This window comes from Bacillus sp. P4_D3, from assembly GCF_056401855.1.
The window spans coordinates 21182-47244 of record NZ_JBFUIN010000009.1; the positions used below are offsets into that span (position 1 = coordinate 21182).

General features: G+C 40.8%; 35 protein-coding genes. All 35 read left to right on the forward strand.

Translation table 11 applies throughout. The features are described 5' to 3' along the window. Positions 1 to 155 precede the first annotated feature (155 nt). Positions 156 to 3686: a DNA-directed RNA polymerase subunit beta gene (rpoB, locus tag AC1DTM_RS03335; protein WP_002159608.1), complete on the forward strand. Its 3531-nt coding sequence runs from the start codon at positions 156 to 158 to the stop codon at positions 3684 to 3686. A gap of 37 nt (positions 3687 to 3723) precedes the next feature. Beyond that, positions 3724 to 7335 (forward strand): DNA-directed RNA polymerase subunit beta', encoded by a 3612-nt coding sequence (rpoC, locus tag AC1DTM_RS03340; protein ID WP_002091510.1) that lies wholly within the window; start codon positions 3724 to 3726, stop codon positions 7333 to 7335. Positions 7336 to 7448: 113 nt separating this feature from the next. Then, the gene (locus AC1DTM_RS03345; protein WP_088098626.1) at positions 7449 to 7697 is read left to right on the forward strand and encodes a ribosomal L7Ae/L30e/S12e/Gadd45 family protein; all 249 of its coding nucleotides are present in this window, start codon (positions 7449 to 7451) and stop codon (positions 7695 to 7697) included. Between the two features lie 114 nt (positions 7698 to 7811). Further along, positions 7812 to 8234: a 30S ribosomal protein S12 gene (gene rpsL, locus AC1DTM_RS03350; protein WP_001142341.1), complete on the forward strand. Its 423-nt coding sequence runs from the start codon at positions 7812 to 7814 to the stop codon at positions 8232 to 8234. 29 nt (positions 8235 to 8263) lie between these two features. Further along, the gene (gene rpsG / locus AC1DTM_RS03355) at positions 8264 to 8734 is read left to right on the forward strand and encodes a 30S ribosomal protein S7 (protein ID WP_002063416.1); all 471 of its coding nucleotides are present in this window, start codon (positions 8264 to 8266) and stop codon (positions 8732 to 8734) included. A gap of 206 nt (positions 8735 to 8940) precedes the next feature. Beyond that, on the forward strand, positions 8941 to 11019 hold the full coding sequence (gene fusA / locus AC1DTM_RS03360) for an elongation factor G (RefSeq protein WP_002159606.1): 2079 nt from the start codon (positions 8941 to 8943) through the stop codon (positions 11017 to 11019). Positions 11020 to 11136: 117 nt separating this feature from the next. After that, positions 11137 to 12327 carry an elongation factor Tu gene (tuf, locus tag AC1DTM_RS03365; protein WP_002159605.1) on the forward strand — a complete coding sequence of 397 codons (1191 nt, stop codon included), beginning with the start codon at positions 11137 to 11139 and terminating at the stop codon, positions 12325 to 12327. 400 nt (positions 12328 to 12727) lie between these two features. Next, on the forward strand, positions 12728 to 13036 hold the full coding sequence (rpsJ, locus tag AC1DTM_RS03370) for a 30S ribosomal protein S10 (protein WP_001040595.1): 309 nt from the start codon (positions 12728 to 12730) through the stop codon (positions 13034 to 13036). A gap of 34 nt (positions 13037 to 13070) precedes the next feature. After that, complete coding sequence (gene rplC, locus AC1DTM_RS03375; RefSeq protein WP_000160209.1) at positions 13071 to 13703, forward strand: 50S ribosomal protein L3; 633 nt, start codon at positions 13071 to 13073, stop codon at positions 13701 to 13703. 25 nt (positions 13704 to 13728) lie between these two features. Then, complete coding sequence (rplD, locus tag AC1DTM_RS03380) at positions 13729 to 14352, forward strand: 50S ribosomal protein L4 (protein ID WP_001127261.1); 624 nt, start codon at positions 13729 to 13731, stop codon at positions 14350 to 14352. Then, positions 14352 to 14642: a 50S ribosomal protein L23 gene (rplW, locus tag AC1DTM_RS03385; protein WP_001205557.1), complete on the forward strand. Its 291-nt coding sequence runs from the start codon at positions 14352 to 14354 to the stop codon at positions 14640 to 14642. Before rplD ends, rplW begins: the two co-directional genes overlap by 1 nt. 28 nt (positions 14643 to 14670) lie before the next feature. Beyond that, on the forward strand, positions 14671 to 15501 hold the full coding sequence (gene rplB / locus AC1DTM_RS03390; RefSeq protein ID WP_002159604.1) for a 50S ribosomal protein L2: 831 nt from the start codon (positions 14671 to 14673) through the stop codon (positions 15499 to 15501). Between the two features lie 60 nt (positions 15502 to 15561). Beyond that, a complete protein-coding gene (gene rpsS / locus AC1DTM_RS03395) occupies positions 15562 to 15840 on the forward strand; it encodes a 30S ribosomal protein S19 (RefSeq protein ID WP_000124452.1) in 279 nt (92 codons plus the stop codon). 17 nt (positions 15841 to 15857) lie between these two features. Next, positions 15858 to 16199 carry a 50S ribosomal protein L22 gene (gene rplV, locus AC1DTM_RS03400; protein WP_002009773.1) on the forward strand — a complete coding sequence of 114 codons (342 nt, stop codon included), beginning with the start codon at positions 15858 to 15860 and terminating at the stop codon, positions 16197 to 16199. A 3-nt stretch (positions 16200 to 16202) separates the two neighbouring features. Continuing rightward, entirely contained in the window at positions 16203 to 16862 is a 660-nt protein-coding gene (gene rpsC / locus AC1DTM_RS03405; RefSeq protein WP_002009771.1) for a 30S ribosomal protein S3, read from the forward strand. 1 nt (position 16863) lies between these two features. After that, a complete protein-coding gene (gene rplP / locus AC1DTM_RS03410; RefSeq protein ID WP_002159603.1) occupies positions 16864 to 17298 on the forward strand; it encodes a 50S ribosomal protein L16 in 435 nt (144 codons plus the stop codon). Beyond that, positions 17288 to 17488, forward strand: a complete 201-nt coding sequence (rpmC, locus tag AC1DTM_RS03415) for a 50S ribosomal protein L29 (protein WP_002091523.1) — start codon at positions 17288 to 17290, stop codon at positions 17486 to 17488. The genes rplP and rpmC overlap by 11 nt, the downstream gene beginning before the upstream one ends. Positions 17489 to 17508: 20 nt before the next feature. After that, the gene (gene rpsQ, locus AC1DTM_RS03420; RefSeq protein ID WP_002091526.1) at positions 17509 to 17772 is read left to right on the forward strand and encodes a 30S ribosomal protein S17; all 264 of its coding nucleotides are present in this window, start codon (positions 17509 to 17511) and stop codon (positions 17770 to 17772) included. Between the two features lie 43 nt (positions 17773 to 17815). Beyond that, positions 17816 to 18184 carry a 50S ribosomal protein L14 gene (gene rplN, locus AC1DTM_RS03425; protein WP_002063420.1) on the forward strand — a complete coding sequence of 123 codons (369 nt, stop codon included), beginning with the start codon at positions 17816 to 17818 and terminating at the stop codon, positions 18182 to 18184. Positions 18185 to 18222: 38 nt separating this feature from the next. Beyond that, the gene (gene rplX, locus AC1DTM_RS03430) at positions 18223 to 18534 is read left to right on the forward strand and encodes a 50S ribosomal protein L24 (RefSeq protein WP_000558201.1); all 312 of its coding nucleotides are present in this window, start codon (positions 18223 to 18225) and stop codon (positions 18532 to 18534) included. A gap of 26 nt (positions 18535 to 18560) precedes the next feature. Further along, positions 18561 to 19100 carry a 50S ribosomal protein L5 gene (gene rplE / locus AC1DTM_RS03435; protein WP_002091528.1) on the forward strand — a complete coding sequence of 180 codons (540 nt, stop codon included), beginning with the start codon at positions 18561 to 18563 and terminating at the stop codon, positions 19098 to 19100. Between the two features lie 33 nt (positions 19101 to 19133). Continuing rightward, positions 19134 to 19319, forward strand: a complete 186-nt coding sequence (rpsN, locus tag AC1DTM_RS03440) for a 30S ribosomal protein S14 (RefSeq protein WP_001085700.1) — start codon at positions 19134 to 19136, stop codon at positions 19317 to 19319. Positions 19320 to 19348: 29 nt separating this feature from the next. After that, entirely contained in the window at positions 19349 to 19747 is a 399-nt protein-coding gene (gene rpsH, locus AC1DTM_RS03445) for a 30S ribosomal protein S8 (protein ID WP_002091529.1), read from the forward strand. 32 nt (positions 19748 to 19779) lie between these two features. Next, positions 19780 to 20319 carry a 50S ribosomal protein L6 gene (rplF, locus tag AC1DTM_RS03450; protein ID WP_002063425.1) on the forward strand — a complete coding sequence of 180 codons (540 nt, stop codon included), beginning with the start codon at positions 19780 to 19782 and terminating at the stop codon, positions 20317 to 20319. A 31-nt stretch (positions 20320 to 20350) separates the two neighbouring features. After that, a complete protein-coding gene (gene rplR, locus AC1DTM_RS03455; protein ID WP_002009761.1) occupies positions 20351 to 20713 on the forward strand; it encodes a 50S ribosomal protein L18 in 363 nt (120 codons plus the stop codon). Between the two features lie 21 nt (positions 20714 to 20734). After that, entirely contained in the window at positions 20735 to 21235 is a 501-nt protein-coding gene (gene rpsE / locus AC1DTM_RS03460) for a 30S ribosomal protein S5 (RefSeq protein ID WP_002063426.1), read from the forward strand. A gap of 13 nt (positions 21236 to 21248) precedes the next feature. Further along, positions 21249 to 21431 carry a 50S ribosomal protein L30 gene (gene rpmD, locus AC1DTM_RS03465; RefSeq protein WP_001085231.1) on the forward strand — a complete coding sequence of 61 codons (183 nt, stop codon included), beginning with the start codon at positions 21249 to 21251 and terminating at the stop codon, positions 21429 to 21431. A 33-nt stretch (positions 21432 to 21464) separates the two neighbouring features. Further along, positions 21465 to 21905, forward strand: coding sequence for a 50S ribosomal protein L15 (gene rplO, locus AC1DTM_RS03470; protein ID WP_002009754.1), 441 nt, complete (start codon positions 21465 to 21467; stop codon positions 21903 to 21905). Further along, on the forward strand, positions 21905 to 23206 hold the full coding sequence (secY, locus tag AC1DTM_RS03475; RefSeq protein ID WP_002091534.1) for a preprotein translocase subunit SecY: 1302 nt from the start codon (positions 21905 to 21907) through the stop codon (positions 23204 to 23206). The genes rplO and secY overlap by 1 nt, the downstream gene beginning before the upstream one ends. Positions 23207 to 23260: 54 nt before the next feature. Continuing rightward, a complete protein-coding gene (locus AC1DTM_RS03480; RefSeq protein WP_002091536.1) occupies positions 23261 to 23911 on the forward strand; it encodes an adenylate kinase in 651 nt (216 codons plus the stop codon). Then, positions 23911 to 24657 (forward strand): type I methionyl aminopeptidase, encoded by a 747-nt coding sequence (gene map / locus AC1DTM_RS03485; RefSeq protein WP_002091537.1) that lies wholly within the window; start codon positions 23911 to 23913, stop codon positions 24655 to 24657. The genes AC1DTM_RS03480 and map overlap by 1 nt, the downstream gene beginning before the upstream one ends. Before the next feature lie 68 nt (positions 24658 to 24725). Beyond that, positions 24726 to 24944 (forward strand): translation initiation factor IF-1, encoded by a 219-nt coding sequence (infA, locus tag AC1DTM_RS03490; protein WP_001029884.1) that lies wholly within the window; start codon positions 24726 to 24728, stop codon positions 24942 to 24944. 35 nt (positions 24945 to 24979) lie between these two features. Then, the gene (gene rpmJ / locus AC1DTM_RS03495) at positions 24980 to 25093 is read left to right on the forward strand and encodes a 50S ribosomal protein L36 (RefSeq protein WP_000868344.1); all 114 of its coding nucleotides are present in this window, start codon (positions 24980 to 24982) and stop codon (positions 25091 to 25093) included. Between the two features lie 21 nt (positions 25094 to 25114). After that, the gene (gene rpsM, locus AC1DTM_RS03500) at positions 25115 to 25480 is read left to right on the forward strand and encodes a 30S ribosomal protein S13 (RefSeq protein WP_002159602.1); all 366 of its coding nucleotides are present in this window, start codon (positions 25115 to 25117) and stop codon (positions 25478 to 25480) included. A 24-nt stretch (positions 25481 to 25504) separates the two neighbouring features. After that, entirely contained in the window at positions 25505 to 25894 is a 390-nt protein-coding gene (gene rpsK, locus AC1DTM_RS03505; protein ID WP_002009745.1) for a 30S ribosomal protein S11, read from the forward strand. Positions 25895 to 26063: the final 169 nt, after the last annotated feature.

The following is a 26063-nucleotide window of genomic DNA, read 5'->3' on the forward strand; positions in this document are numbered from 1 at the left end:
GAAGCCATTTTTCTTTTTTGAGCAGATAGAAAGACTCAACGTATCTATCTTTAAGAGAAAAAAACTACGCTAATAGCAGTAGTTGTATTTATTTGTGATTTTTGCACAAATTTTTTTGTGCATTTATAATACTCATGATTTGAGGGGTGAAGCAGTTGACAGGTCAACTAGTTCAATACGGACGCCACCGCCAACGAAGAAGTTATGCCCGTATTAGTGAAGTATTAGAGTTACCAAATCTTATCGAAATTCAAACCTCTTCTTATCAGTGGTTTCTTGATGAGGGTTTGCGAGAAATGTTCCAAGACATTTCTCCGATCGAAGACTTTACGGGAAATCTATCGCTTGAATTTATCGACTACAGCTTAGGTGAACCTAAATACTCTGTAGAAGAATGCAAAGAGCGTGATGTGACGTATGCAGCACCACTTCGTGTAAAAGTGCGTCTAATCAACAAGGAAACTGGTGAAGTAAAAGAACAAGATGTGTTCATGGGAGATTTCCCACTCATGACAGAGACTGGAACATTCGTAATTAACGGTGCAGAACGTGTTATCGTTTCCCAGTTAGTTCGCTCTCCAAGCGTATACTATAGTGGCAAAGTGGATAAAAACGGAAAACGTGGTTTTACTGCTACTGTAATTCCAAACCGCGGAGCTTGGTTAGAGTATGAAACAGATGCTAAGGATGTTGTATATGTGCGTATTGACCGTACGCGTAAACTTCCTGTAACTGTTTTGTTACGCGCATTAGGGTTTGGCTCTGATCAAGAAATCACCGAGCTTTTAGGTGATAACGAATACTTAAGCAATACGTTAGAAAAAGACAACACAGATAGCACAGAGAAAGCATTGCTTGAAATTTATGAGCGTCTACGCCCTGGTGAACCACCAACAGTAGAAAATGCAAAGAGCTTACTTGTGTCTCGTTTCTTTGATCCGAAGCGCTACGATTTAGCAAATGTAGGTCGCTATAAGATCAACAAAAAGCTACACATTAAAAACAGATTGTTTAACCAACGTTTAGCTGAAACACTGGTGGATCCAGAAACTGGTGAAATTTTAGCGGCAGAAGGAACAGTCTTAGATCGTCGTACACTGGATCGTATTCTACCTTACTTAGAGAAAAACATTGGATTCAAAACAGCGAAACCAATGGGTGGAGTGGTAGCAGGCGATGTTGAGCTGCAATCTATTAAGATCTATGCTCCAGAATCAGAAGGCGAACGATCTATAAACGTAATTGGGAATGCAAATATTACTCGTGATATAAAAAACATCACACCAGGTGATATTCTTGCTTCTATTAGCTACTTCTTTAACTTGCTATATAAAGTAGGGGATACAGATGATATTGACCACTTAGGAAATCGTCGTCTGCGTTCTGTAGGAGAGTTACTACAAAACCAATTCCGTATCGGTCTTTCTCGTATGGAACGTGTTGTTCGTGAGAGAATGTCGATTCAAGATACAAATGCAATTACACCACAAGCGTTAATTAACATTCGCCCGGTTATTGCATCTATTAAAGAGTTCTTCGGAAGTTCTCAGTTATCTCAGTTCATGGATCAAACAAACCCATTAGCAGAGTTAACTCACAAACGAAGACTATCTGCATTAGGACCCGGTGGTTTAACGCGTGAGCGCGCAGGCTTTGAAGTACGTGACGTTCACTACTCTCACTATGGTCGTATGTGTCCAATCGAAACACCAGAGGGACCAAACATCGGTTTGATTAACTCATTATCTTCGTTTGCGAAAGTAAATGAGTTTGGTTTCATTGAAACGCCATACCGTCGTGTTGACCCAGAAACTGGTCTTGTAACAGGGCAGGTTGATTATTTAACAGCAGATGAAGAAGATAACTATGTTGTAGCCCAAGCGAATATGAAATTATCTGAAGTAGGGGAATTCCTTGATGAAGATATCGTAGCTCGTTTCCGTGGTGAAAACATTGTCACAAATAAAGAACGCATCGACTACATGGATGTATCTCCAAAACAAGTAGTGTCGGCAGCGACAGCTTGTATTCCGTTCTTAGAAAACGATGACTCTAACCGCGCACTTATGGGAGCGAACATGCAACGTCAGGCGGTTCCGTTAATAAATCCGGAATCTCCGATTGTAGGTACAGGTATGGAGTACGTATCAGCAAAAGACTCAGGTGCTGCAGTAATCTGTAAACAGCCTGGTGTTGTTGAGCGCGTAGAAGCACGTGAAGTTTGGGTACGTCGCTATGTAGACGTTGACGGTCAAACAGTAAAAGGCGACTTAGATCGCTACAAAATGCAAAAATTCATTCGTTCTAACCAAGGAACTTGCTACAACCAACGTCCAATCGTAAGTGTTGGAGACCAAGTTGTAAAAGGTGAAATCCTTGCGGATGGTCCTTCTATGGAACTAGGTGAACTAGCTCTTGGACGTAACGTGCTTGTTGGCTTTATGACATGGGACGGTTATAACTATGAGGATGCGATCATCATGAGTGAGCGCCTTGTAAAAGATGATGTGTACACTTCTATCCATATTGAAGAATATGAATCAGAAGCTCGTGATACGAAGCTTGGACCAGAAGAAATTACACGTGATATCCCGAATGTTGGAGAAGATGCACTTCGTAATCTTGACGAGCGCGGTATTATTCGCGTCGGTGCTGAAGTAAAAGATGGAGATCTACTTGTTGGTAAAGTAACGCCAAAAGGTGTAACAGAATTAACGGCAGAAGAACGTCTATTACATGCAATCTTCGGTGAGAAAGCACGTGAAGTACGTGATACATCACTACGTGTACCACACGGTGGTGGCGGTATTATCTTAGACGTAAAAGTGTTTAACCGTGAAGATGGCGATGAATTGCCACCAGGCGTGAATCAACTTGTACGTGCATATATCGTTCAAAAGCGTAAAATTTCTGAAGGTGACAAAATGGCCGGTCGTCATGGTAACAAAGGTGTTATTTCCCGTATTTTACCGGAAGAAGATATGCCTTACTTACCAGATGGTACGCCAATCGATATCATGTTAAACCCATTGGGGGTACCATCTCGTATGAATATCGGTCAGGTATTAGAGCTTCATCTTGGTATGGCAGCAAGATACCTTGGTATTCACATTGCAACACCGGTATTCGATGGTGCTCGTGAGGAAGATGTATGGGGCACAATTGAAGAAGCTGGTATGGCAAATGACGCGAAAACAATCCTGTATGACGGACGTACTGGTGAGCCATTCGATAACCGTGTATCTGTTGGTGTCATGTATATGATCAAACTTGCGCACATGGTTGACGATAAGCTTCATGCTCGTTCTACTGGACCATACTCACTTGTAACGCAGCAACCTCTTGGAGGTAAAGCTCAGTTCGGTGGACAGCGTTTCGGTGAGATGGAGGTTTGGGCACTTGAAGCTTATGGTGCCGCTTATACTCTTCAAGAAATCTTAACAGTGAAGTCTGATGATGTTATTGGACGTGTTAAGACGTATGAAGCAATTGTTAAAGGTGAAAATGTTCCAGAACCAGGCGTTCCTGAATCATTCAAAGTATTGATTAAAGAACTGCAAAGTTTAGGTATGGACGTTAAAATGATGTCGATCAACGATACAGAAATTGAAATGCGTGATACGGAAGATGATGATCATCAATCAGCAGATAAATTGAATGTTGAAGTTGAGACAACTAAGGAATAATTGGGATAACCTGTAGACTAAAAGGGAGGTAGGCCCCTTGATAGATGTAAATAACTTTGAATATATGAAGATTGGACTTGCTTCACCTGACAAGATTCGTTCTTGGTCATACGGTGAAGTTAAGAAACCAGAAACAATTAACTATCGTACGTTAAAGCCTGAAAAAGATGGCTTGTTCTGTGAGCGTATTTTCGGACCACAAAAGGACTGGGAATGTCATTGCGGAAAATATAAACGTGTACGTTATAAAGGTGTAGTTTGTGATCGATGTGGCGTTGAAGTAACGCGTGCAAAAGTTCGTCGTGAACGTATGGGTCATATCGAATTAGCTGCTCCTGTATCTCATATTTGGTATTTCAAAGGTATCCCGAGCCGCATGGGACTTGTCTTAGACATGTCCCCTCGCGCGCTTGAAGAAGTAATTTATTTCGCTTCTTATGTTGTAACAGAAAGTGGAGATACACCACTTGATAAGAAGCAATTACTTTCTGAAAAAGAATACCGTGCATATCGTGATCGATATGGCAGTACATTCCATGCTGCTATGGGTGCAGAAGCGATTAAAAAATTACTGCAAGACATCGATTTAGATAAAGAAGTAGACTTCTTAAAAGAAGAATTAAAAACAGCACAAGGACAACGCCGTACTCGTGCTATTAAACGTCTAGAAGTATTAGAAGCATTCCGTAACTCTGGAAATCACCCATCTTGGATGATCTTAGAGGTTCTTCCAGTTATCCCACCAGAACTACGCCCGATGGTACAGTTAGATGGTGGACGTTTTGCTACTTCTGACTTAAATGACTTATATCGTCGTGTAATTAACCGTAACAACCGTTTAAAACGTCTATTGGACTTAGGTGCACCAAGCATCATCGTTCAAAACGAAAAACGTATGTTACAAGAAGCTGTAGACGCATTAATCGATAATGGTCGCCGTGGCCGTCCAGTTACTGGACCAGGTAACCGTCCATTAAAATCACTATCTCACATGCTTAAAGGTAAACAAGGACGTTTCCGTCAAAACTTATTAGGTAAACGTGTTGACTACTCTGGCCGTTCTGTAATCGTTGTAGGACCGAACTTAAAGATGTACCAATGTGGATTGCCGAAAGAAATGGCACTTGAATTGTTTAAACCTTTCGTTATGAAAGAGTTAGTTGGAAAAGGATTAGCACACAACATTAAGAGTGCTAAACGTAAAATCGAGCGTGTACACCCTGAAGTTTGGGACGTTTTAGAATCTGTGATCAAAGAGCATCCAGTACTTCTAAACCGCGCACCAACACTTCACCGTCTTGGTATCCAGGCGTTTGAACCTACACTAGTAGAGGGTCGTGCAATCCGTCTTCACCCACTTGTATGTACTGCATACAACGCGGACTTTGACGGTGACCAAATGGCGGTTCACGTTCCGTTATCATCAGAGGCACAAGCGGAAGCTCGTATTCTTATGTTAGCGGCACAAAACATCTTGAATCCAAAAGACGGAAAACCAGTTGTTACTCCATCTCAAGATATGGTATTAGGTAACTATTACTTAACACTTGAGCGCGAGGGTGCAATCGGTGAAGGTATGGTCTTCAAAGATGCAAACGAAGCAATACTTGCATACCAAAATGGATATGTACATCTGCACACACGTGTTGCAGTTGCTGCGAGTTCGGTAAATAATGTAACGTTTACTGAAGAGCAAAAGAGTAAGCTTCTATTAACAACAGTTGGTAAATTAATATTTAACGAAATCTTACCAGAGTCGTTCCCTTATATTAATGAACCAACAAACTCAAACCTTGAAAAAGAAACACCAGCGGAATATTTCGTTGAAAAAGGTGCGAACATTAAAGAAATTATTGCTAGTCGCGAAGAAGTGGCGCCATTTAGCAAGAAAATCCTTGGTAACATTATTGCGGAAGTATTCAAACGTTTCCAAATTACGGAAACATCTCGCATGCTTGACCGTATGAAAAACTTAGGATTTAAATACTCTACAAAAGCTGGTATTACAGTTGGGGTATCAGACATTCTTGTATTAGGCGAAAAAAATGAAATTCTCCATGAAGCACAAGCAAAAGTAGATAATGTAATTAAACAATTCCGTCGCGGTTTAATCACGGAAGAAGAACGTTACGATCGCGTTATCTCTATTTGGAGTAATGCAAAAGATGTTATCCAAGGAAAACTGATGAAATCCTTGAATAAACGCAACCCAATCTTCATGATGAGTGATTCCGGTGCCCGTGGTAACGCATCGAACTTTACTCAGCTTGCTGGTATGCGTGGTCTGATGGCCAATCCATCTGGTCGTATCATTGAGCTTCCGATCAAATCAAGTTTCCGTGAAGGTTTAACAGTACTTGAGTACTTCATCTCTACGCATGGTGCGCGTAAAGGTCTTGCCGATACAGCACTTAAAACTGCCGATTCTGGTTACTTAACACGTCGTCTTGTAGACGTTGCACAAGATGTAATTGTTCGTCAAGATGATTGTGGGACAGATCGTGGTTTACTAATTGGTGCGATTAAAGAGGGTAATGAAGTTATTGAGTCACTATATGATCGTCTTGTTGGACGTTTTGCGAGAAAAACTGTAAAACATCCTGAAACAGGTGAAGTATTAATTGCTGAAAATCAATTAATTACTGAAGATATTGCTCATATCGTTGAAAAGTCGGGTGTTGAAACTGTAAATATTCGTTCAGCGTTTACGTGTAATACTCGCCATGGTGTATGTAAAAAGTGTTACGGTCGTAACTTAGCAACTGGTACAGACGTAGAAGTAGGAGAGGCGGTAGGTATTATCGCAGCTCAATCTATCGGTGAGCCAGGTACACAGTTAACGATGCGTACGTTCCATACAGGTGGGGTTGCCGGAGATGATATCACACAAGGTTTACCTCGTATCCAAGAGATCTTCGAAGCTCGTAATCCGAAAGGTCAGGCAGTTATCAGTGAAATCGACGGTGTTATCGCAGCGATCAACGATGTTAAAGATCGCCAAGAAGTAGTTGTACAGGGTGAAGTTGAAGCTCGTACGTATGCTATTCCTTACGGTGCTCGTCTGAAAGTAACTCTAGGACAGCCAATTAGCCACGGTAAAGAGTTAACAGAAGGTTCTATTGATCCGAAGGAATTACTAAAAGTAACGGACATTACAGCAGTTCAAGAATACTTATTACGTGAAGTTCAAAAAGTATACCGTATGCAAGGGGTAGAAATTGGTGACAAACACGTAGAAGTAATGGTACGTCAAATGCTACGTAAAGTTCGTGTAAGTGATGCGGGTGAAACAGATGTATTACCAGGAACATTACTAGACATCCATCAGTTTACTGATGCGAATGCGAAGGTGTTACTGAAAGGTAAACAACCAGCAACAGCTAGACCAGTTCTACTTGGTATTACTAAAGCTTCACTTGAAACTGATTCGTTCTTATCTGCAGCATCGTTCCAAGAAACAACTCGTGTTCTAACAGATGCAGCAATTAAGGGTAAACGCGATGAGCTTCTAGGATTGAAAGAGAATGTTATTATCGGTAAGCTTGTTCCTGCTGGAACAGGTATGAATCGTTATCGCCAAGTGGATCTTGTAAAAACAACACAAGATAACATGAATGTAGAAAACGATGAAGTTTATGTGGAACAGTAAAATTTTCCGTCGTAAATTTTGTATAAAAACAGCTAATCCTAGTTGACATTGTATGAGACAAAATGTTACTATAATCAAGGTTGCTCCTGAACGATGCTTTGGAGGATATTTATATGTCTTATCAAAAAGTGTCAAATGCTGAAAATGTAGTCGTTGGTTATAAACGAACATTGGAAGCAATCAAAAATGGTATAGTTAAAGAAGTTGTTATTGCGGAAGATGCTGATGTGCGGTTAACCCATGTTATCATTCGTACTGCCTTGCAACATAACGTACCCATAACCAAAGTTGAATCAGTTCGTAAGCTTGGAAAAGTTTCGGGGATTCAAGTGGGAGCTTCAGCAATAGGAATAATAAGTTAAAACTGTTTTTGTGAGGAGAGAGCATTTGCTCTTCCTTGCAAAAACTTTGTTTTCAACTAATAATGAACCACCTGGATATGTGGTCATACAAACATGCGAAGGGAGGATAAACAAATGCCTACTATTAACCAATTAGTGAGAAATGGTCGTACTGATAAAGTATGGAAGTCTAAATCACCTGCGTTAAACAAAGGTTTTAATTCTTTAAAGAAAAAATCAACTGATATCTCTGCACCTCAAAAACGTGGTGTGTGTACTCGTGTTGGTACAATGACTCCGAAGAAACCGAACTCAGCGTTACGTAAATACGCTCGTGTACGTTTAACAAATGGTATTGAAGTTACAGCTTACATCCCAGGTATCGGTCATAACCTACAAGAGCATAGCGTAGTATTAATTCGCGGTGGTCGAGTAAAGGATTTACCAGGGGTACGTTACCACATCGTTCGTGGTGCGCTTGATACAGCTGGTGTTGACAAACGTATGCAAGGACGTTCTAAATATGGTACTAAGCGACCAAAACCTGCTAAAAAATAATAAACTTATAATGAAAGGAGGAACTCAATATGCCTCGTAAAGGACCTGTTGCGAAACGTGACGTGTTACCAGATCCAATGTACAATTCTAAGCTTGTAACACGCCTAATCAACAAAATGATGGTTGACGGTAAAAAAGGTAAATCTCAAACAATTCTTTATAACGCTTTCGAAATCGTTCGTGAACGTTCAGATAAAGAACCAATGGAAGTATTCGAGCAAGCTCTTAAGAACATCATGCCTGTTCTTGAAGTACGCGCTCGTCGTGTTGGTGGTGCTAACTACCAAGTTCCGGTTGAGGTTCGTCCAGAACGCCGTACAACTTTAGGTCTTCGCTGGTTAGTAAACTATGCTCGTCTTCGTGGTGAAAAAACTATGGAAGAGCGTCTAGCTTACGAAATCTTAGATGCATCTAACAACGCTGGTGCAGCTGTTAAGAAACGTGAAGACACTCATAAAATGGCAGAAGCTAACAAAGCATTTGCTCATTACCGTTGGTAGGATTCAACGTAAAATAAATGTAAGCATAAACCGCTTTATTTGTCGCTTATGGAAGTGTGGAGAGGGAGAATGCCTCTCCCTTTCGTTGGGCGCTCGTTTTACATAATGAGGGTACTGGACACTGGCATATGTAACAATATAAAGTGGCTTTTTTGCTACTTAAAATAAAATAATCCAATCCATATATGGAAGGAGCAAGACACCAAATGACTAGAGAGTTCTCTTTAGAAAACACTCGTAATATTGGTATCATGGCTCACATCGATGCTGGTAAAACAACAGCAACTGAGCGTATTCTGTATTACACAGGACGTATTCATAAAATCGGTGAAACTCATGAAGGTGCATCTCAGATGGACTGGATGGAGCAAGAGCAAGAACGTGGTATCACAATTACTTCTGCTGCAACTACAGCACAATGGAAAGGTCACCGTGTAAATATCATTGACACTCCAGGACACGTAGATTTCACAGTAGAAGTAGAACGTTCTTTACGCGTACTTGATGGCGCAGTAGCAGTACTTGATGCGCAATCTGGTGTAGAACCACAAACAGAAACTGTTTGGCGTCAGGCTACTACTTATGGTGTACCTCGTATCGTATTCGTTAACAAAATGGATAAGATTGGTGCAGATTTCTTATACTCTGTAGGAACAATCCACGATCGTTTACAAGCAAACGCACATCCAATTCAGTTACCAATCGGTGCTGAAGATGAGTTCAATGGTATCATTGACCTTGTTGAAGAGTGTGCTTACATGTACGCTAACGATTTAGGAACAGACATCGAGCGTGTCGAAATTCCTGAAGAGCACAAAGAATTAGCTGAAGAATACCGTGGAAAACTTATTGAAGCGGTAGCTGAGCTTGATGAAGAAATGATGATGAAGTACCTAGAAGGTGAAGAAATCACTGTAGAAGAGCTTAAAGCTGGTATCCGTAAGGCTACAACTTCTGTTGAATTCTTCCCAGTAATCTGTGGTTCTGCATTCAAAAATAAAGGTGTTCAAATTCTGTTAGACGCAGTTATTGACTACCTACCATCTCCATTAGATGTACCTGCTATTAAAGGTACTCTTCCGGATACGGAGGAAGCTATCGAGCGTAAGTCTAGCGATGAAGAACCATTCGCAGCTCTAGCATTCAAAATCATGACTGACCCTTATGTTGGTAAGTTAACGTTCTTCCGTGTGTATTCTGGTGTGTTAAACTCTGGATCATACGTGAAAAACTCAACTAAAGGTAAGCGTGAGCGTGTAGGTCGTATCCTACAAATGCACGCTAACAGCCGTGAAGAGATTTCAACAGTTTACGCTGGTGATATCGCTGCTGCTGTAGGTTTAAAAGATACTACTACTGGTGATACTCTTTGTGACGAGAAGAGCCTTGTTATCCTTGAGTCTATGGAATTCCCAGAGCCAGTTATCTCTGTAGCTATCGAACCAAAATCTAAAGCTGACCAAGATAAAATGGGTACAGCATTATCTAAGCTTTCTGAAGAAGATCCAACATTCCGTGCTCACACTGACCAAGAAACTGGCCAAACAATCATCGCTGGTATGGGTGAACTTCACCTTGATATCATCGTTGACCGTATGCGCCGTGAATTCAAAGTGGAAGCAAACGTTGGTGCTCCTCAGGTAGCATACCGTGAGACTTTCCGCGCTGCTGCGAAAGTTGAAGGTAAGTTCGCTCGTCAATCTGGTGGTCGTGGACAATTCGGTCACGTTTGGATTGAGTTTGAACCTAATGAAGAAGGTAAAGGATTCGAATTCCAAAACAAGGTTGTCGGTGGTGTAGTTCCACGTGAATACATCCCAGCTGTTGGAGCGGGTCTTGAAGACTCACTTAAAAATGGTGTACTAGCTGGTTATCCACTAGTTGACATTAAAGCTGCGTTAGTTGACGGATCTTACCATGATGTTGACTCCTCTGAGATGGCGTTCAAAATCGCTGCATCTATGGCGCTTAAAGCTGCGGTTTCTAAATGTAGCCCAGTAATTCTTGAGCCAATGATGAAAGTTGAAGTTGTAATTCCTGAAGAGTACATGGGTGACATTATGGGTGACGTAACATCTCGTCGTGGACGTGTAGAAGGTATGGAAGCTCGCGGTAACGCACAAGTTGTTCGCGCTATGGTTCCACTTTCTGAAATGTTCGGTTATGCAACGGCATTACGTTCTAACACTCAAGGACGCGGAACATTCTCAATGACATTTGATCATTATGAAGAAGTACCGAAGTCTGTTTCTGAAGAAATTATTAAAAAAAATAAAGGTGAATAATTGATTTTTATCGATTGTTCAAGTATAACTACTTATGTAAGCTTAGAAAGTGAGACTTAAGTTTCACTTTCTAGTCTAAATATAAAATAACCTATATAAACTAAGGAGGAATTTAGAATGGCTAAAGCTAAATTCGAACGTTCTAAACCCCATGTTAACATCGGTACAATCGGCCACGTTGACCATGGTAAAACTACATTAACTGCTGCGATCACTACAGTTCTTGCAAAAGCTGGTGGTGCTGAAGCACGCGGATACGATCAAATCGACGCTGCTCCAGAAGAAAGAGAGCGCGGAATCACAATCTCAACTGCACACGTTGAGTACGAAACTGAAACTCGTCACTATGCACACGTTGACTGCCCAGGTCATGCTGACTATGTTAAAAACATGATCACTGGTGCTGCTCAAATGGACGGCGGTATCTTAGTAGTATCTGCTGCTGATGGTCCAATGCCTCAAACACGTGAGCACATCCTTCTTTCTCGTCAAGTAGGTGTTCCTTACATCGTTGTATTCTTAAACAAATGCGACATGGTAGACGACGAAGAATTATTAGAATTAGTTGAAATGGAAGTTCGCGACCTATTATCTGAATACGGATTCCCAGGCGACGATATTCCTGTAATTAAAGGTTCTGCTCTTAAAGCTCTTCAAGGAGAAGCTGAGTGGGAAGAAAAAATCATCGAATTAATGGCTGAAGTTGATGCTTACATCCCAACTCCAGAACGTGAAACTGACAAACCATTCTTAATGCCTATCGAGGATGTATTCTCTATCACAGGTCGTGGTACAGTTGCAACTGGTCGTGTTGAGCGTGGAATCGTTAAAGTTGGTGACGTAGTAGAAATCATCGGTCTTGCTGAAGAGAATGCTAATACAACTGTAACTGGTGTAGAAATGTTCCGTAAGCTTCTTGACCAAGCTCAAGCTGGAGATAACATCGGTGCTCTACTTCGTGGGGTTGCTCGTGAAGACATCCAACGTGGACAAGTTCTTGCTAAAACTGGCTCTGTAAAAGCACACGCTAAATTCAAAGCTGAGGTTTTCGTATTATCTAAAGAAGAAGGTGGACGTCACACTCCATTCTTCGCTAACTACCGTCCACAGTTCTACTTCCGTACAACTGACGTAACTGGTATCATCCAATTACCAGAAGGTACTGAAATGGTAATGCCTGGTGACAACATCGAAATGACTATCGAACTTATCGCTCCAATCGCTATCGAAGAGGGAACTAAATTCTCTATTCGTGAAGGTGGACGTACAGTAGGTTACGGTGTAGTTGCTACAATCGTTGCTGAGTAGTCTTTAATTAGATTATTAAAAACTCAAGGGATTCTCCCTTGAGTTTTTTTATTGCTTATTACTATAGAAGAAAGAGATGCATTTTCTATTTTTGAATGAGTTTCTTCTATAGTATATAAAACGAAAGTGACACCCAAAAACTGTAAGTTAAATAAGAGTAGATGAAAACTTGATATTCTTTAAAGTGCCATGTATAATAGCAAAAGTAGAGAAAAGCAGATGCAAACAAAAAGATGCTTGCATCTAGACGAATAACATTGTATAATAGACAATGTTGGTCTTTGACTGCGATGAAGTGGAAGGTTGCTGACACACCCGGCCGCTTTGCCATGGCATGGTGTGGGGAAATTTCCATGGAGAAGGTCTATTTTAGAAATAGGCGAACGAAGGAGGGAAAATAATGGCAAAAGAAAAAATTCGTATCCGTTTAAAAGCTTATGATCACCGTATTCTTGATCAATCAGCTGAGAAAATTGTAGAAACAGCTAAGCGTTCTGGGGCAACAGTTTCTGGTCCGATCCCATTACCAACTGAGAAGACTATTTACACAATTCTTCGTGCTGTTCATAAGTACAAAGATTCTCGTGAACAATTCGAAATGCGCACGCACAAACGTTTAATCGACATCGTGAGTCCTACTCCACAAACAGTAGATTCATTAATGCGTTTAGACTTACCATCTGGTGTAGATATCGAAATCAAATTATAATTCATATAACTTAAAAATGTAGGAGGTGTAACTCATGACCAAAGGAATCTTAGGAAGAAAGATCGGTATGACTCAAGTATTTGCTGAGAACGGTGAGTTAATCCCAGTAACGGTAATCGCTGCTAATCCAAACGTTGTTCTTCAAAAGAAAACAACTGAAACTGATGGCTACAACGCAATTCAGTTAGGATTTGAAGATAAACGTGAAAAGTTAACTAACAAACCTGAACAAGGCCACACTGCTAAAGCATCTACAACTCCTAAGCGCTTCATTCGCGAAATCCGCGATGCAGACGTGGACGGATTAGAGGTTGGTCAAGAGGTAAAAGTTGAAGTTTTCGCTGCAGGTGAAATCGTTGACGTAACAGGAATTTCTAAAGGTAAAGGTTTCCAAGGTGTTATTAAACGCCACGGACAATCTCGCGGACCTATGTCTCATGGTTCTCGCTATCACCGTCGTCCAGGTTCAATGGGGCCAGTTGCTCCGAACCGTGTATTCAAAGGCAAAAAACTTGCTGGACGTATGGGTGGAGACCAAGTTACTATCCAAAACTTAGAAATCGTTCAAGTTGACACTGAGCGCAACTTATTACTAGTAAAAGGTAACGTTCCAGGTGCTAAGAAATCTCTTGTAGTTGTTCAAGGCGCTGTGAAGGTTAGCAAATAATTCACAATAGGAAGGAGGAATTCCAATGCCAAAAGTTACTGTATATAACCAAACTGGTTCACAGGTTGGTGAAATCGAATTAGCTGAAGCTATTTTCGGTATCGAACCAAATGAAGCTGTACTATTTGAAGCTGTAATGATGCAACGTGCATCTTTACGTCAAGGTACACACAAAGTAAAAACTCGCTCTGAAGTTCGCGGTGGTGGTCGTAAACCATGGCGTCAAAAAGGAACTGGACGTGCTCGTCAAGGTTCTATCCGCTCTCCTCAATGGCGTGGTGGTGGTACGGTATTCGGACCTACACCAAGAAGCTATGCGTACAAACTTCCTAAGAAAGTTCGTCGTTTAGCAATCAAATCTGCATTAGCTACTAAAGTAGTTGAGAACAACATTGTAGTTCTTGAAGACCTAGTGTTAAATGCACCAAAAACAAAAGACATGGTAGCAGTACTTAAAGGATTAACTGTTGAGAAGAAAGCTCTTATCGTAACTGCTGATGCAAACGAATCTGTAGAGTTATCTGCTCGCAATATCCCAGGAGTAACAGTAATCACTGCTGATGGCGTAAACGTGCTAGATGTGCTTCATCATGATAAGCTAATCATGACAAAAGCGGCAGTGGAAAAAGTAGAGGAGGTGCTTGCATAATGAGAGATCCTCGTGATATCATTAAGCGCCCAGTTATCACTGAACGTTCTATGGAAATGATGGCTGAAAAAAAATACACGTTCGACGTGGACGTTAAATCTAATAAAACAGAAGTTAAAGACGCGATAGAAGCGATCTTTGGTGTTAATGTAGACAAAGTAAATATCATGAACTACAAGCCGAAAGCAAAACGCGTTGGTCGTCACGCTGGTTTTACTAGCCGTCGTCGTAAAGCAATCGTTAAGCTAACTGCTGACAGCAAAGAAATCGAAATCTTCCAAGGCGTTTAATTCTTACTAAAGAAGGAGGGAAATTGAGATGGGAATTAAAAAGTATAATCCAACTACTAACGGTCGTCGTAATATGACTACGAATGATTTCGCTGAAATCACGACCGACAGACCGGAAAAGTCTTTACTTGCTCCTTTAAGCAAAAAGGCTGGTCGTAATAACCAAGGTAAAATTACTGTACGTCATCAAGGTGGCGGACATAAGCGTCAATACCGTATCATCGACTTTAAGCGTAACAAAGATGGAATTCCAGGACGCGTTGCTACGATCGAATATGATCCAAACCGCTCTGCGAATATCGCATTAATTAATTACGTTGACGGTGAAAAACGTTACATTCTTGCTCCTAAAACTTTAGAAGTAGGTATGGAAGTTGTGTCTGGCCCTGAAGCTGACATTAAAATCGGTAACGCATTACCATTAATCAACATTCCAGTAGGTACTGTTGTTCATAACATCGAGCTTAAGCCTGGTCGTGGCGGACAATTAGTTCGTTCTGCTGGTACATCTGCTCAAGTACTTGGTAAAGAAGGAAAATACGTACTTGTACGTTTAACTTCTGGTGAAGTACGTTTAGTATTATCTGCTTGTCGCGCTTCAATCGGTCAAGTTGGTAACGAACAACACGAACTTATCAAAATCGGTAAAGCAGGTCGCTCTCGCTGGTTAGGTAAGCGTCCAACAGTTCGTGGTTCTGTAATGAACCCGGTTGATCACCCACACGGTGGTGGTGAAGGTCGCTCTCCAATCGGACGTAAGTCTCCAATGTCTCCATGGGGTAAACCAACTCTTGGATTCAAGACTCGTAAGAAAAACAAAGCGTCTGATAAATTTATCGTTCGTCGTCGTAAAAAATAATGGGATTGTAGTACGGTTCGCTTCAAGAACCGTACGCCAATCACGAAGGGAGGCACCAAAATGGCTCGTAGCTTAAAAAAAGGACCATTTGTCGATGATCACTTAATGAACAAAATGGAAAAATTAGTTGCATCTGAGCAAAAACAAGTTGTTAAAACTTGGTCTCGCCGTTCAACAATCTTCCCTCAGTTCATCGGACATACAATTGCTGTATATGATGGTCGTAAACACGTACCTGTGTACATCACTGAGGATATGGTTGGCCATAAGTTAGGTGAATTCGCACCAACTCGTACGTATAAAGGTCACCTTGCTGACGATAAGAAAACTAGAAGATAATGAGAGGAGGCACTTCAATGCAAGCTAAAGCAGTAGTGAGAACAGTTCGTATTGCTCCTCGTAAGGTTCGTTTAGTAGTAGACTTAATCCGAGGTAAGCAAGTGGGTGAAGCGATTGCTATCCTTAACCACACACCAAAAACTGCTTCTCCAGTTGTAGAAAAAGTTTTAAAATCTGCAATCGCAAATGCAGAGCACAATTATGAGATGGATATTAACAACCTAGTTGTTGAAAAAGTCTTCGTTGACGAAGGTCCAACGTTGAAACGTTTCCGTCCACGTGCAATGGGTCGTGCAAGCCAAATTAACAAACGCACAAGCCACATCACAGTTGTGGTATCAGAAAAGAAGGAGGGATAATCGATGGGTCAGAAGGTTAATCCAATTGGTCTTCGTGTCGGTATTATCCGCGACTGGGAATCTCGTTGGTTCGCTGAGAAAGATTATGCTACGTTATTACATGAAGACATCAAAATCCGTGAGTACATTACTGTACGCTTAAAAGATTCTGCTGTTGCTAAAGTAGAAATCGAACGTGCAGCAAATCGTGTAAATGTTACAATTCACACTGCGAAACCTGGTATGGTAATTGGTAAAGGTGGTACTGAAGTTGAAGCACTTCGTAAAGCTCTTAACCAATTAACAGGCAAGCGTGTACACATCAACATTTTAGAAGTTAAGAGAGCTGATCTTAACGCTAAATTAGTAGGCGAAAACATCGCTCGTCAATTAGAAAACCGTGTATCATTCCGTCGTGCACAAAAGCAAGTTATTCAACGTGCTATGCGTGCAGGAGCAAAAGGTATTAAAACACAGGTTTCTGGTCGTCTTGGCGGAGCTGATATCGCTCGTGCAGAATCTTACAGTGAAGGAACTGTTCCACTTCATACACTTCGCGCTGATATTGACTATGCAGCAGTTGAAGCTGATACAACATACGGTAAATTAGGCGTAAAAGTATGGATCTACCGTGGAGAAGTCCTTCCTACAAAAAAGAAAGCTTCTGAGGAAGGAGGAAAATAATATGTTAATGCCTAAACGCGTAAAATATCGTAGAGAGCATCGTGGTAAAATGCGTGGTCGTGCAAAAGGTGGAACTGAAATCGCTTTTGGTGAATTCGGTTTACAAGCACTAGCTGCTTCATGGATTACAAACCGTCAAATCGAAGCTGCTCGTCGTGCAATGACTCGTCACATGAAACGTGGCGGTAAAGTATGGATTAAAATTTTCCCTTCTAAACCTTACACTGCAAAACCTCTAGAAGTACGTATGGGTTCCGGTAAAGGGGCACCAGAAGGCTGGGTAGCAGTAGTAAAACCTGGGAAAATTATGTTTGAAATTGCGGGTGTATCTGAAGAGGTAGCACGCGAAGCATTACGTCTTGCAGCTCACAAATTACCAGTGAAATGTAAATTCGTAAAACGTGAAGTAAATGGTGGTGAATCTAATGAAAACTAATGATATTCGTGAATTAACCACTGCCGAAATCGAAACAAAAGTTAAAGCTTTAAAGGAAGAGTTGTTTAATCTTCGCTTCCAACTTGCTACAGGACAATTAGAGAATCCAACTCGCATCCGTGAAGTACGTAAAGCGATTGCTCGTATGAAAACTGTAGTTTGTGAAAGAGAGATCGGAATTAATCGATAAATTGAGGGGAGGTTTGCATAGTGAGCGAACGTAACCAACGCAAAGTTTATACTGGTCGTGTTGTTTCTGACAAAATGGACAAAACGATTACAGTTTTAGTTGAAACTTACAAAACTCATTCCTTGTACGGAAAACGTGTTAAGTATTCTAAAAAGTATAAAGCCCATGATGAGCAAAACCAAGCGAAACTTGGCGATATCGTTAAAATCATGGAAACTCGCCCGCTTTCTGCTACTAAGCGTTTCCGTTTAGTTGAAATCGTTGAAGAAGCGGTTGTTATCTAAATAGACGAATCGGAATTTTTAGTCCGAAGGGAGGTTTCATAACATGATCCAACAAGAATCTCGTTTGAAAGTTGCTGACAACTCTGGTGCCCGCGAACTTTTAACAATTAAAGTATTAGGCGGCTCTGGTCGTAAATATGCTTATATTGGTGATATTATCGTTGCTACGGTAAAACAAGCAACACCAGGTGGCGTTGTTAAAAAAGGTGACGTTGTTAAGGCAGTAGTGGTACGTACGAAGAGCGGAGCTCGTCGTCCGGACGGTTCTTACATTAAATTTGATGAAAACGCAGCGGTTATCATCAAAGACGATAAGAGCCCACGTGGTACTCGTATCTTCGGACCAGTAGCTCGTGAATTACGTGATAGCAACTTCATGAAGATCGTTTCTTTAGCTCCAGAAGTTCTATAATTTAAGGTATTGCCTTGCTAAGGAGGTGCAGAATTAAGATGCATGTAAAAAAAGGTGATAAAGTTCAGGTAATCACTGGTAAAGACAAAGGAAAACAAGGTGTTATCCTTGTGGCTTTCCCAAAGCAAAACCGTGTTATCGTTGAGGGTGTTAACATCGTTAAAAAACACTCTAAGCCATCTCAATTAAATCCACAAGGTGGAATTATTACGAAAGAAGCACCTATTCACGTTTCTAATGTTATGGTATTAGATCCGAAAACAGGCGAACCTACTCGCGTAGGCTTCAAAGTAGAAGATGGTAAAAAAGTGCGTATTGCAAAAAAATCTGGTGAATTATTAGATAAATAATTTTCTTAAGAAAGGAGGTCACTTCATTGAATCGCCTTAAAGAGAAGTTCCAAAAGGAAATTACTCCTGCTCTAATGAGCAAGTTTAACTATAAATCTGTGATGGAAGTACCGAAAATCGAAAAGATCGTAATCAACACTGGTGTTGGTGACGCGGTATCTAACTCAAAAGCTTTAGACAATGCAGTAGAAGAATTAACTCAAATCGCAGGTCAAAAACCTGTTGTAACTCGCGCTAAAAAATCAATCGCTGGTTTCCGTCTTCGTGAAGGTATGCCAATCGGTGCGAAAGTAACTTTACGCGGTCAGCAAATGTATGAGTTCTTCGACAAATTAGTATCAGTTTCTTTACCACGTGTACGTGATTTCCGTGGTGTTTCTAAGAAATCATTTGATGGTCGTGGGAACTACACATTAGGTGTTAAAGAGCAACTAATTTTTCCTGAGATTGATTATGATAAAGTAAGTAAAGTCCGAGGTATGGACATCGTAATCGTTACTACAGCGAAAACTGATGAAGAAGCTCGTGAACTTTTAACACAATTCGGTATGCCATTCCAAAAATAATGGAAGCCAACGCTAAGTAGAGGAGGCGAAAACGTGGCTAAAAAATCTATGATCGCGAAACAAAAGCGTACTCCTAAGTTTAAAGTACAAGAGTATACACGTTGCGAACGCTGCGGTCGTCCGCATTCTGTATACCGCAAATTTAAGCTTTGCCGTATTTGTTTCCGTGAACTTGCATATAAAGGTCAAATTCCTGGTGTTAAAAAAGCTAGTTGGTAAAACCCACAAATGGGAAGGAGGTAAAACACATGGTGATGACAGATCCAATTGCAGACATGCTTACTCGCATCCGTAATGCGAACATGGTACGTCATGAGAAATTAGAGGTTCCTGCTTCTAAAATCAAAAAAGAGATCGCTGATCTTTTAAAACGTGAAGGTTTCATTCGTGATGTAGAATACATCGGGGATAACAAACAAGGTATCCTTCGTATTTTCCTGAAATATGGTGCAAACAATGAACGTGTAATCACTGGATTAAAACGTATCAGTAAACCTGGCTTACGCGTTTACGCAAAAGCTGATGAAGTACCTCGTGTACTTAACGGATTAGGTATCGCTCTTGTTTCTACATCTAAGGGAGTAATGACGGACAAAGACGCTCGTCAATTACAAACTGGTGGAGAAGTAGTAGCATACGTTTGGTAATATATATTTAAAACGAACGGAGGTGTGACCACATGTCTCGTATTGGTAAAAAGATTCTTGAAATCCCTGCAGGTGTTACTATTACAGTTGCAGAAGACAATACTGTAACAGTAAAAGGCCCTAAAGGTGAATTAACTCGTACTTTCAAAACTGATATGTCTATCAAAATTGAAGAAAATACACTAACAGTTGAGCGTCCATCTGAACAGAAGGAACACCGTGCATTACACGGTACAACTCGTGCTTTAATCGGAAACATGGTTGAAGGTGTAACTACAGGTTTTGCACGCGGACTTGAATTAGTCGGTGTTGGTTACCGTGCTCAAAAACAAGGTGATAAACTTGTTTTAAGCGTAGGTTATTCTCATCCAGTAGAAATGACTCCAGAAGCAGGACTTGAAGTTGAAGTACCTGTACCAACTAAAATCGTAATTAAAGGTATCGACAAGCAACGTGTTGGCGAATTTGCTGCTAACATCCGTGCTGTACGTGCTCCTGAACCATATAAAGGTAAAGGTATTCGTTACGAAGGCGAAGTTGTTCGTCGTAAAGAAGGTAAAACTGCTAAGTAAACCCGTTAGGTGAAAGAAAGGAGTGACAAGAATGATCACTAAAGCTGCTAAAAATGCGACTCGTAAGAAAAGACATGCACGTGTACGTGCTAAACTTACTGGTACTGCAGAACGTCCACGTTTAAACGTGTACCGTTCTAACCAACATATTTACGCTCAAGTTATTGATGATGTAAATGGTGTAACATTAGTAAGTGCATCTACTCTTGATAAAGACCTTGCTCTTAACGGTACTAGCAATACTGAAGCTGCTACGAAAGTTGGAGAATCAGTTGCTAAGCGTGCTGTAGAGAAAGGCGTTAAAGAAGTAGTATTTGATCGCGGTGGTTACTTATACCATGGCCGTGTTAAAGCTCTAGCTGAAGCTGCTCGTGAGGCTGGATTACAATTTTAATGGTCAAAGGAGGGAAAATTGATGCAACGCATTGACCCAAGTAAATTAGAACTTGAAGAACGTGTAGTTACGATAAATCGTGTCGCGAAAGTTGTTAAGGGTGGTCGTCGTTTCCGCTTTGCTGCACTAGTTGTAGTTGGCGATAAAAACGGTCATGTTGGATTCGGTACTGGTAAAGCACAAGAGGTACCAGACGCAATCCGTAAAGCTATCGAAGACGCTAAGAAAAACCTAATCGCAGTACCATTAGTTGGTACAACAATTCCACACACAATCAACGGTCATTTTGGAGCTGGTGAAGTATTCTTAAAACCTGCTGCTGAGGGTACTGGTGTTATTGCTGGTGGACCTGTTCGTGCGGTACTAGAATTAGCTGGTGTACAAGATATTCTTTCGAAATCTCTTGGTACTAACACACCAATCAACATGATTCGCGCTACTGTGAACGGATTAAGCGAACTTAAGCGCGCTGAAGATGTTGCAAAATTACGCGGTAAATCTGTAGAAGAGCTACTAGGTTAAGGAGGGAAAACAAATGGCGAAAAAGTTAGAAATTACCCTCACTCGTAGTGTAATTGGTCGTCCACAAGATCAACGTGCGACGGTAGAAGCTTTAGGTCTTAAAAAGTTGAATTCAACTGTAGTTAAGGAAGAAACTCCTGCTATTCTTGGTATGATCAACAAAGTTTCTCACCTTATAACTGTAAAAGAAGCTTAAGGATAACTCATTAATATAAGGAGGTGCCTGGGAATGAAACTTCATGAATTAAAACCTGCAGAAGGTTCTCGTAAAGTACGTAACCGTGTCGGTCGTGGTATCGGTTCTGGTAACGGTAAAACTGCTGGTAGAGGTCATAAAGGACAAAACGCACGTTCTGGCGGCGGTGTTCGTCTTGGCTTCGAAGGTGGTCAAACTCCACTATTCCGTCGTTTACCAAAACGCGGCTTCACAAACATTAACCGTAAAGAGTTTACTATTGTAAACTTATCAACGTTAAATCGTTTTGAAGATGGTACAGAAGTAACACCTGAATTATTGCTGGAAACTGGCGTTATCAGCAAATTAAACGACGGTGTTAAAATTCTTGCAAGCGGAGCAGTAGAGAAAAAATTAACTGTTAAAGCGCACAAGTTCTCTTCAAGTGCTAAAGAAGCAATTGAAGCAGCTGGCGGATCAGTTGAGGTGATCTAATGTTTCGTACAATCTCCAACTTTATGCGCGTTGCTGAGATAAGACGTAAAATATTATTCACTTTAGCGATGTTAGTCGTATTCAGAATTGGCACGTTTATCCCAGTGCCATTTACAAATGGAGACGTACTGAAAGCACAAGATCAATTAAATGCCTTAGGTATCCTAAATACATTTGGCGGTGGCGCCTTGAAGAACTTCTCCATCTTCGCGATGGGAATCATGCCGTATATTACAGCATCCATCATCGTGCAATTATTGCAGATGGATGTTGTTCCTAAATTTTCGGAATGGTCGAAGCAAGGCGAAATGGGCCGTCGTAAACTAACGCAATTCACGCGTTACTTTACAATTGTTCTTGCGTTTATTCAGGGGTTTGGTATGTCAATCGGTTTTAACGGTATGGTAGGTGGGCAATTAATTTTGAATCCAGGTTGGAGCACTTATTTATACATTGCTACGGTACTGACTGCTGGTACTGCATTTTTAATGTGGTTAGGTGAACAGATTACATCTAAAGGTGTAGGTAATGGTATTTCCATTCTTATCTTTGGTGGTATTGCCGCAGCGATCCCAAGTGTTATATCTCAAGTGTATCAACAACAGTTTCAAAATATCGGAGATCAATTGTTCATGAGTATCGTTAAAGTTGCATTGATTTTACTAGCTGTGCTAGCAGTTATTGTTGGTGTTATTTTCATTCAACAGGCTGTTAGAAAGATCCCAATTCAATACGCGAAGCGTGTAACAGGAGGGAATGGGAATCATGCTGGAGCACAAAACACTCATTTACCACTTAAGGTAAATAGTGCGGGTGTTATTCCAGTCATTTTTGCTGTTTCATTCTTAATTACGCCTCCAACTATTGCACAGTTCTTCCCGAAACATGATGTATCGCAGTGGATTATTGCAAACTTTAACTATTCTCACCCAGTGGGAATGATCATATATGTTGCGCTCATTGTGGCCTTCACATACTTCTATGCATTTGTTCAGGTTAATCCAGAGCAAATGTCAGAGAATCTAAACAAGCAAGGTGGATATGTTCCAGGTATTCGTCCGGGTAAGAATACAGAACAATATCTAACAAAAATCTTGTATCGTTTGACCTTTGTGGGATCAATTTTCCTAGCAGCGATTGCAATCTTACCAGTTATCTTTACGAAATTGGGAAATCTTCCTCCATCTGCACAGATTGGCGGAACGAGTATGTTAATCGTTGTCGGCGTTGCTTTAGAAACAATGAAGCAGCTAGAAAGCCAATTAGTAAAACGCCATTACAAAGGGTTTATCAAGCAGTGAGTAAGTGGGAAGAATTATCTTCCCTACATGCTCATGTACTGAGGGGGAACAAGGATGAACTTAATTTTAATGGGGCTTCCTGGTGCTGGTAAAGGTACACAAGCCGAACAGATTGTTGCCAAGTATAACATCCCTCACATCTCAACGGGAGATATGTTCCGTGCAGCTATGAAGGCTGAAACTGAACTTGGTTTACAAGCAAAATCTTTTATTGATAAAGGTGCGCTTGTTCCAGATGAAGTTACAATCGGAATTGTTCGTGAACGTTTAAGTCAAGAAGACTGTATTAAAGGATTCTTATTAGATGGTTTCCCACGAACTGTTGCACAAGCATCAGCTCTTGAAGAGATTATGAAAGATCTTGGCAAAAAAATCGATTATGTTTTAAACATTAATGTGGATTCAGGGTTGTTATTAACACGCCTTACAGGTCGTCGCATTTGTAAAGAGTGTGGTGCGACTTACCACTTAGAATTCAATCCGCCAGCAAAAGCTGATGTGTGCGATAAATGTGGTGGCGAATTATATCAACGCTCTGATGACAACGAGGAAACTGTAGCAAATCGTTTAGATGTAAATATTAAGCAAACAAAACCTTTGCTTGATTTCTACGGGGAGCTTGGTTACTTAGAAAGCATTAATGGTGAGCAAGATATCAATAAAGTATTTGCTGATATCGATGTTCTCATCGGGTGCTTAGCGTAATGATCATCTGCAAAACTCCTCGCGAGATAGAAATCATGCGAGAAGCTGGCAGGATCGTTGCTTTAACTCATCAAGAGTTGAAACAACATATTACTCCAGGAATTACAACGAAAGAGCTCAATCAAATAGCGGAAAAGACGATTCGAAAATATGGTGCTACGCCATCTTTTAAAGGATATAACGGATTTCCGGGGAGCATATGTGCTTCTGTAAATGAAGAGCTTGTACACGGGATTCCAGGGAAGCGTAAGCTCGAAGAGGGCGATATCATCAGTATCGATATTGGTGCGAAATACAATGGGTACCATGGAGATTCTGCATGGACATATCCAGTTGGAAACATTTCTGAATCTGTTCAAAAGTTACTTGATGTCACAGAAAAATCGTTGTATCTTGGTCTAGAACAAGTAAAACCAGGCGAAAGATTATCAAATATCTCACATGCGGTTCAAACCCATGCTGAAGAGAATGGATTCTCGATCGTTAGGGAGTATGTTGGTCACGGAATCGGGCAAGACTTACATGAGGACCCTCAAATCCCGCACTATGGTCCACCAAATAGAGGCCCTAGATTAAAGCCGGGAATGGTCATCTGTGTTGAGCCGATGGTGAATCAAGGAAGACGATATGTAAAAACACTATCTGATGACTGGACAGTGGTAACGGTAGATGGTAAATGGTGTGCCCACTTTGAGCACACGATTGCTCTTACAGAAGCAGGATACGAAATCCTTACCACTTTATAAGTAGCTGGCTCTCCGGGATTTCAGAGCAGTGTAAAATGTTACTGATTTGAAGAAGGGAGAACTATTGAATGGCTAAAGATGATGTAATTGAAGTCGAAGGTACCGTTCTTGAAACGTTGCCAAATGCTATGTTCAAAGTAGAATTAGAGAATGGGCATGTCGTATTGGCTCACGTTTCTGGTAAAATCCGTATGAACTTTATTCGTATTTTACCAGGAGACAAAGTTACGGTAGAATTATCTCCGTACGATTTAAATCGTGGTCGTATTACGTACCGTTTTAAATAATATAGCACTCCGTAATCTTTAAGGAGGTTCGAGACATGAAAGTAAGACCGTCAGTTAAACCAATCTGCGAAAAATGTAAAGTTATTCGTAGACGTGGAAAAGTAATGGTTATTTGTGAAAACCCTAAACATAAACAAAAACAAGGTTAATCAGAAGGAGGTGCATTCATAATGGCACGTATCGCAGGTGTAGATATTCCTCGTGACAAGCGCGTTGTTATTTCTTTAACTTACGTATTCGGCATTGGTCGCCCAACTGCTGAAAAAATTCTTACAGAAGCTGGTATTTCTTCGGAAGCACGAGTTCGTGATTTATCGGAAGATGAATTAGGACGTATCCGTGATATCATCGATCGTATTAAAGTTGAGGGAGACCTTCGTCGTGAAGTATCTCTTAACATTAAACGTCTAATGGAGATCGGTTCTTACCGTGGTCTTCGTCACCGTCGTGGTTTACCAGTTCGTGGTCAAAACTCTAAAAACAATGCTCGTACACGTAAAGGTCCACGTCGTACAGTAGCAAATAAAAAGAAATAATAAGTAAAGGAGGTTGAACTAACAATGGCACGTAAAACAAACACTCGTAAAAAACGTGTGAAAAAGAATATTGAAGCTGGTATAGCTCATATTCGTTCTACTTTCAACAACACAATCGTAACACTTACAGATACTCACGGTAACGCACTTTCTTGGTCTAGTGCTGGTGCACTTGGTTTCCGTGGATCTCGTAAATCTACTCCATTCGCTGCGCAAATGGCTGCTGAAGCTGCTTCTAAAGTTGCAATGGAGCATGGTTTAAAAACTTTAGAGGTTACTGTTAAAGGTCCTGGTGCTGGTCGTGAAGCTGCAATTCGTGCTCTTCAAGCGGCAGGTCTAGAAGTAACAGCAATTAGAGATGTTACTCCAGTTCCTCATAATGGATGTCGTCCACCAAAACGTCGTCGTGTGTAATTTTTCTGTATAGAATTTTCCCTTTTGTCTATAATGGATATGATGCATTATCGAGAAATTTCGTACAGAAACATCGCTTGTTGTGCACAATCGGGAACTGCCTAAGGGGGACTTTCGGTTAAACAGAGGTTTTTCCTTTGTTTAACCGGGGTTTCGACGTTTTGAAGGA